Source organism: Streptomyces sp. NPDC054932 (genome assembly GCF_053610205.1).
In genome coordinates, this window is record NZ_JBSGXU010000005.1 from 102485 (window position 1) to 109114 (window position 6630).

At 71.7% G+C, this 6630-nt stretch carries 5 protein-coding genes; 3 read left to right on the plus strand and 2 right to left on the minus strand.

Going from position 1 to position 6630, the window contains the following annotated elements; genetic code table 11:
* Nucleotides 1-134 precede the first annotated feature (134 nt).
* A complete protein-coding gene (locus ACWGE1_RS02845; RefSeq protein ID WP_453418772.1) occupies nucleotides 135-968 on the minus strand; it encodes a PIG-L family deacetylase in 834 nt (277 codons plus the stop codon).
* A gap of 398 nt (nucleotides 969-1366) precedes the next feature.
* Here ACWGE1_RS02845 and ACWGE1_RS02850 point away from each other — a divergent pair, with 398 nt between their 5' ends.
* From ACWGE1_RS02850 to ACWGE1_RS02860, 3 genes are read left to right on the plus strand one after another with little or no spacing between them, the layout of a single operon-like run.
* Entirely contained in the window at nucleotides 1367-1912 is a 546-nt protein-coding gene (locus ACWGE1_RS02850) for a (2Fe-2S)-binding protein (RefSeq protein WP_453418782.1), read from the plus strand.
* Nucleotides 1909-2925, plus strand: coding sequence for an FAD binding domain-containing protein (locus ACWGE1_RS02855; RefSeq protein ID WP_453418773.1), 1017 nt, complete (start codon nucleotides 1909-1911; stop codon nucleotides 2923-2925). The genes ACWGE1_RS02850 and ACWGE1_RS02855 overlap by 4 nt, the downstream gene beginning before the upstream one ends.
* Before the next feature lie 40 nt (nucleotides 2926-2965).
* Entirely contained in the window at nucleotides 2966-5071 is a 2106-nt protein-coding gene (locus ACWGE1_RS02860; protein ID WP_453418774.1) for a xanthine dehydrogenase family protein molybdopterin-binding subunit, read from the plus strand.
* A 281-nt stretch (nucleotides 5072-5352) separates the two neighbouring features.
* Here the strand turns inward: ACWGE1_RS02860 and ACWGE1_RS02865 are convergent, their stop codons facing one another.
* The gene (locus tag ACWGE1_RS02865) at nucleotides 5353-6594 is read right to left on the minus strand and encodes a hypothetical protein (RefSeq protein WP_453418775.1); all 1242 of its coding nucleotides are present in this window, start codon (nucleotides 6592-6594) and stop codon (nucleotides 5353-5355) included.
* Between the last annotated feature and the right edge of the window lie 36 nt (nucleotides 6595-6630).

The following is a 6630-nucleotide window of genomic DNA, read 5'->3' on the forward strand; positions in this document are numbered from 1 at the left end:
GTGCCCGGCGAGGACGGGAGCGATAGCCGCTCACCGCTCCCGCAGGGAGCCGTCGGCGACCGAGAGGCTCCCAGGCCCGCTCGATCGCGCCGTTCGGCCGATGAGCGTTCCTGGGGCCCGGTCGGACGGGTGGATCAGCGCAGTCCGGCGAAGAGATCGTTCTCGGGTACGGCCGCGCCGGTGGTGTCCTTGACTCGTACGAAAGTCTCCATGCCCATCAACTCGCCGAACCTCTCCTTGCCCATCTTGAGGAAGAAGATGTTCTCGCCCTGGCTGGCGTGCGCGGCCAGCGCATCGAACTTCTGACCGCTGAATGGGGTGGTGTCCACCCACGTGGTGATCTCATCGTCGGGGAGGCCGATCTCGGCCATCGCGGCGGCCTCGGCGGGGTCCGGCTCCGGCATGTCCTCATGGAACTCGCGCATGATCTCCCCGAACCGCTGCATCCCCGAGCGGGGCATCGTCGTCCAGTACACCTTCGGTGTCAGCGCGGTCATCTCCAGCGCCGCCATCGTGATGCGGTGGGCCTGGATGTGGTCAGGGTGGCCGTAGAAGCCGTTCTCGTCGTAGGTGACGACCACATCGGGTCGGTAGTGCAGCATGAGTTCCGCGAGTCGGGCGGCGCCTTCCTCCACGGGGGTCTGCCAGAACGATCCGGGGGCGTCGTTGCTCGGCCAGCCCATCATCCCGGAGTCGGCATAGTCCAGCGTCTCCAGATTGCTGACCTTCAGGACGTCACAGCTCGCTTCGAGTTCTTGACGGCGCATCAAGGCGACAGTCGCCGGATCGTGCCCGGGATCGCCCGGCTTGACACCCCCCGGTCCGTCACCGCAACGGCCGTCGGTACACGTCACGAGAACCGTGCGGATGCCTTCCGCCGCGTACCGCGCGAGGACCCCTCCGGTTCCGGTGGCCTCGTCGTCGGGGTGGGCGTGCACTGCCATGAGCGTCAAAGGCCGGTCGTTCACGGAACAATCCTCCTGCAGAAGTACTTCTTGGTCCGAATGCGCGGCGGGCTTACCGCGATCCTGGGGCCCGGGTTCTGGTGGGGCGGACGACCCTGTGGTCTCCGTGTTCCCCGCCCGTGCGCCCCCGGTCCCTCGGTCGGTGCAACCGCGCCGACCGGACCGGCTGTTCCCGGCGCGGCCGCTCGGCCTTCCGAACAGCCTCCGTCCAGGCCCGCCCGGCCCGCCCGACCAGCCCCGGACTGCCCGGCCCGCCCCGGACTGCCGGATCGCTCCGCCGCCCGGGCCCACCGCCACGCACCCGCTTGTCCCACACGGGAGGTGTGAGATCCGCCCCGGCCGGTTATCCGAGGGGAGGTCCATCGCCATTCCTGAACAAAGGGGCAACAGTGGTGCATGCAATGCAGGAGACCTGCTGCAGTGTCGGGCTGCATGTGAACGGCCGGCGGTACGAGCTCAACGTGGACCACCGGGTCACCCTCCTGGACCTGCTGCGGGAGCACCTCGGCCTGACCGGTGCCAAGAAGGGCTGTGACCACGGCCAGTGCGGCGCCTGCACCGTCCTGGTCGGCGGCCGGCGCGCCAACAGCTGCTTGCTGCTCGCCGTCGCCCACGACGGCACACAGGTGACGACCGTGGAGGGACTGGGCGGCGACGGAACGGGCGAGCTGCACCCGTTGCAGGAGGCCTTCATGGAACGGGACGCCTTCCAGTGCGGCTACTGCACCCCCGGCCAGCTCTGCTCCGCCGCCGGCCTGCTCGCCGAGGCGGCCGCCGACCCCGGGGCCGCGGACCTCAGCCGCTCCGGGATCGCCGAAGCGATGAGCGGCAACCTGTGCCGCTGCGGCGCGTACCCCCGCATCGTGGACGCCGTACAGGACGTGGCCGCGGCCTCGCAGGCCGGCGCCCCGGCCCAGCCTCCCGGTGACGGGCGGGTGGTCGCGTGAAGCCGTTCGCGTACGTGCGCGCCACCGGCCTGTCCGAGGCCATCGCCGCCCACGGCGCGCGGCCCGGCTCCCGCTACCTCGGCGGCGGCACCAACCTCGTGGACCTCATGAAGCTCGGGGTCGAAGCCCCCGACACCCTCGTCGACCTCGCCGGCCTGCCACTCGGCTCCGTCGAAGAGACCCCGGACGGCGGCCTGCGGATCGGCTCCGGGGTGCGGGGCAGCGACCTCGCGCTCCACCCCCTCGTCCGCACCCGCTACCCCGCCCTGTCCCAGGCGCTCCTGGCCGGCGCCTCGGCCCAGCTGCGCAATGTCGCCACCACCGGCGGCAACCTGCTCCAGCGCACCCGCTGCCCCTACTTCCAGGACGTGGCCAAGCCCTGCAACAAGCGGGAGCCCGGCACCGGCTGCGGTGCCCGCGACGGAGTCCACCGGGACCACGCCGTCCTCGGCCACTCCCCGCAGTGCATCGCCACCCACCCGTCCGACATGGCCGTGGCACTCGTCGCGCTCGACGCGGCCGTCGAACTCCAGGGCCCCCACGGCGCCCGTACGGTGCCCACGACCGCTTTCCACCGGCTGCCCGGCGACCAGCCCGAACGGGACACCGTCATCGAGCCCGGCGAGATCGTCACGGCGGTCACGCTCCCGGCGGACCGCGCCGGCCTCCCGTCGCGCTACCGCAAGGCCCGGGACCGCGCCTCGTACGCCTTCGCGCTCGTCTCCGTCGCCGCCGTGCTCGACATCTCCGGGGGACGCATCCGCCATGTCGCGCTCGCATTCGGCGGGCTCGCCCACCGCCCCTGGCGCGCCACCGCCACCGAGGAACGGCTGCAGGGCGCCGCCCCCACCGAGAGCGCCGTACGGGAGGCCGTCGAGGCCGAGCTCGACTCGGCGGAGCCGCTGCGCGACAACGCCTTCAAGGTCCCCCTGGCCCGCAACCTCGCCTGCGACGTGCTCAACTCCCTCGCGGGAAGTCACCTCTCCCACAGCTCCCGCAGCTCCCGCACCTGAATCGTCCCTCAGCCCCGCCCCCGATCGCGAGGACCCCGCCATGGACTCCAGCCCCGCCGACCCGGCGCCCTCCCTCGGCAGCCCCGCCACCCGGCTGGAGGGCCGGGAGAAGGTCACGGGAAGGGCCCGTTACGCGGCCGAGTACGCCCTGCCCGACCGCGCGTACGCCTGGCCGGTGCCCGCCACCGTGGCCCGCGGACGCGTCACCGCCGTCGACACCACCGGCGCGCTCGCGCTGCCCGGCGTCCTCTCCGTCCTCACGCCCTACGACGCGCCCCGGCTGGGCCCCTGCGACGACCCCACCCTCCGCGTGCTCCAGGACCCCGAAGTGCCCCACCGCGGCTGGTACGTGGCCCTGGCCGTGGCCGAGACACCGGAGGCCGCCCGGTCCGCGGCCGCGGCCGTCCGCGTCCGCTACGACGCCGAGCCCCACGACGCCGTGCTGCACGCCGGCCACCCGGCCGCCTACACCCCCGAACAGGTCAACGGCGGCTATCCGGCCCACCGCGAGAAGGGCGACGCGGCCGCCGCGTTCGCCGCCGCGCCGGTCCGGGTGGACTGCACGTACGCCGTACCGCCGCTGCACAACCACCCCATGGAGCCGCACGCCGCCACCGCCCACTGGGACGCCGACGACGGCACTCTCACCGTCTACGACTCCAGCCAGGGGTCCGGGCTCGTACGCTCCACCCTGGCCTCCCTCTTCGGGCTGCCCGCGGACCGCGTCACGGTGGTCTCCGAACACGTCGGCGGCGCCTTCGGCTGCAAGGGCACCCCCCGCCCGCACGTCGTCCTCGCCGTCATGGCCGCACGGCACACCGGCCGTCCCGTCACCCTCGCCCTGCCCCGGCGCCACCTCGCGGCCGTCGTCGGCCACCGCGCGCCCACCCTGCACCGCGTGCGCCTGGGCGCCCGTACGGACGGCACGCTCACCGCCCTCGCCCACGAGGTCACCACCCACACCTCCCGCGTCCGGGAGTTCGTCGAACAGGCGGCCGTCCCCGCCCGCGTCATGTACGCCGCTCCCGCCCTCCTCACCACCCACCGCGTCGTACCCCTCGACGTGCCCACGCCCTCCTGGATGCGGGCGCCCGGCGAGTCCCCCGGCATGTACGCCCTGGAGTCGGCCATGGACGAGCTGGCCTGCGCCCTCGGTATCGACCCGGTCGAGCTGCGCATCCGCAACGAGCCCGACGCAGAGCCCGACAGCGGCCACCCGTTCAGCAGCCGCCATCTGGTGGAATGCCTGCGCGAGGGGGCCGCCCGGTTCGACTGGGCAGCGCACCGCACGCCGCGCCAGGACGGCCCGCTGCTGATCGGCACCGGGGTCGCCGCCGCCACCTACCCGGTGTACGTCGCTCCCTCCTCGGCGCGGGCTCACGCCCTCCCCGACGGCACGTACCTCGTGCAGACCAACGCCACCGACCTCGGCACCGGCGCCCGCACCGTCCTGGCACAGATCGCCGCCGACGCGCTGCGGGTCACCCTGGACCGGGTGACGGTGGAGATCGGGCACTCCGCGCTGCCGCAGGGCTCGGTGGCCGGCGGCTCGGCGGGTACGGCCTCCTGGGGCTGGGCGGTCCACGACGCCTGCACGAGCCTGGTCGCCCTGCTCGCCCGCCGCCCCGGCCCGATCCCGGAGGCCGGAGTGTCCGTACCCGCCGATACGACGGCCTCCGCCAAGCAGAAGTCCCCGTACGCCAGGCACGCGTTCGGCGCCCACTTCGCGGAGGTGCAGACCGACACCGTCACGGGCGAGGTCCGGGTCCGCAGGCTCCTCGGCGTCTTCGCCGCGGGCCGCATCCTCAACCCGCTCACCGCCCGCTCCCAGTTCGTCGGCGGCATGGTCATGGGTCTGGGCATGGCCCTCACCGAACACAGCACCATGGACCCGGCTTTCGGGGACTTCACCGAGAACGACCTCGCCTCCTACCACGTCCCCGCCCACGCCGACGTGCCCGACATCGAGGTGCACTGGCTGGACGAGCACGACAAGCACCTCAACCCGACGGGCGGCAAGGGAATCGGCGAGATCGGCATCGTCGGCACGGCGGCGGCCATCGGCAACGCCTTCCACCACGCGACCGGCTGCCGGATCCGCGAACTCCCCCTCACCCCGGACCGCGTCCTGACGGCCCTCGGCTGAGGAAGACCGGGCGCCCGCCGGGCCTTTCGACGTTCTCCAGGCCGACGGCATCGACCGCGTACGCCGTGGACACGGCCAACGGCGTCCGGTGGAGTGCGCGCCTTTCGGACGTGGGACGACCGCCCGGGCCTCTTCCACTTCGGCGATGTCGGTGACGCTGAGGTCGGCGCTACAACCTCGGCGGTCGGCGGTGGCGAAGCCGGAGGATCAGGACGCGATCACACCGAGCCCGAGCATCCTTTCGGACCAGGGTCATGAGGAGGTGGTCGAACTCGCTGGCGTCAGCGACAAGACACGCTCTCCACGTAGGCGCGTAGGGTGGCGCGCGTGTCAGGTAGGCCGCAGCCGTTGAGCTCCTCCTGCAGCAGCCGGTTGAAACGACTCGGCCCCACGACCTCCAGCAGGCTCTCCAGGAGCCGTTGCTGCCCCTCGGGAAGCGCAGCGAAGGCTGGGCAGCCGTCGGAGTAGGGGTCCGCGAATGCGACGCGCACTGCTGGTGGAAGCATCGTCGTCCTGAGCCTGTCCGAGACGAGAGGGAGGCAGGCGGCGACTGCCTTCAGGACTCGGTCGAGGTCGAAGGCGGCCAAGGAGAGCAGAGACAGGGTGCTGTATCCGACGAGGTCTCCACCGTTGAATTCGATGTCGGCGAGGGCGGAAGTCTCCGTTGCCGCCGCCAGGGTGCGCACGACTCGTGCAGCGATGTCTTCGTCCATTGCGGCAGCCGCACCCGTAGCCAGGCGGGCGAGGGCCGTGGCGGCGGCCCAGCGAATCGCGGGTTCCTTGGATGTCAGGTGGTCAGTGACGAGGGGAACGGCGAGGGCGTCGCCGATCAGTCCGACGGCCACGAGGATGGTCGCCGTAACCGTGGGTTCACTCTCCGCCGACAGTCGGTCCAGGAGCCGCGGCAGGGACGATGCGGCTTCCTCGGGATAGCACGCCGCGAGATACGCCGCCCGGCTGCGGGTGGTGGGGTCGGAGGCCGTGAGGAGGGTGAGAATACGAGGCAGTTCGGCGCGTACGGCGTCATAGCATTGGAGAGCGATATCGCGCGGATCTGTGTACTGTTCCGCTGCTGCCCTCATCTCTGTGAGTTGCAGTCGTGTTGCGGGATCTGTGGCAGCAGCAATTTGCTCGTCGTACCAGGCCAGATTTTCCGGACTGTTCAGTTCGGCTACGAGGGACCGCCAGGCGGGCGTGTTGATCGTGCCGGGCAGTTCGGACTCGTCGTGCCAGCCGACGGCGAGCCGAATCAGCAGGAGCAGCACGCCGGCCCGCGTTTCGGCGGGCACGATGAAAACGGACCGTGCAAGGAACGGTACAGCGGCGAGGGAGGCGGCCGAGCGGGTTCCCTGGTGGAAGAGGCCGTCGAAAAGCAACTCCAGGGCCTCACTCCTGCGTGCCGAGTCATGCGCGTTCAGCGCTCTCAGCCAACCCGGTACCTCGTCGGCCGTCGCGTACGCGTGGCGAAGGGTGGACCAGGGAACGTCATCGAGCCCGTCTAGGGCGTACACATCTTTGGTCATGGCTGTTGAATCCTACGCTGATCGATCCATGTGGAG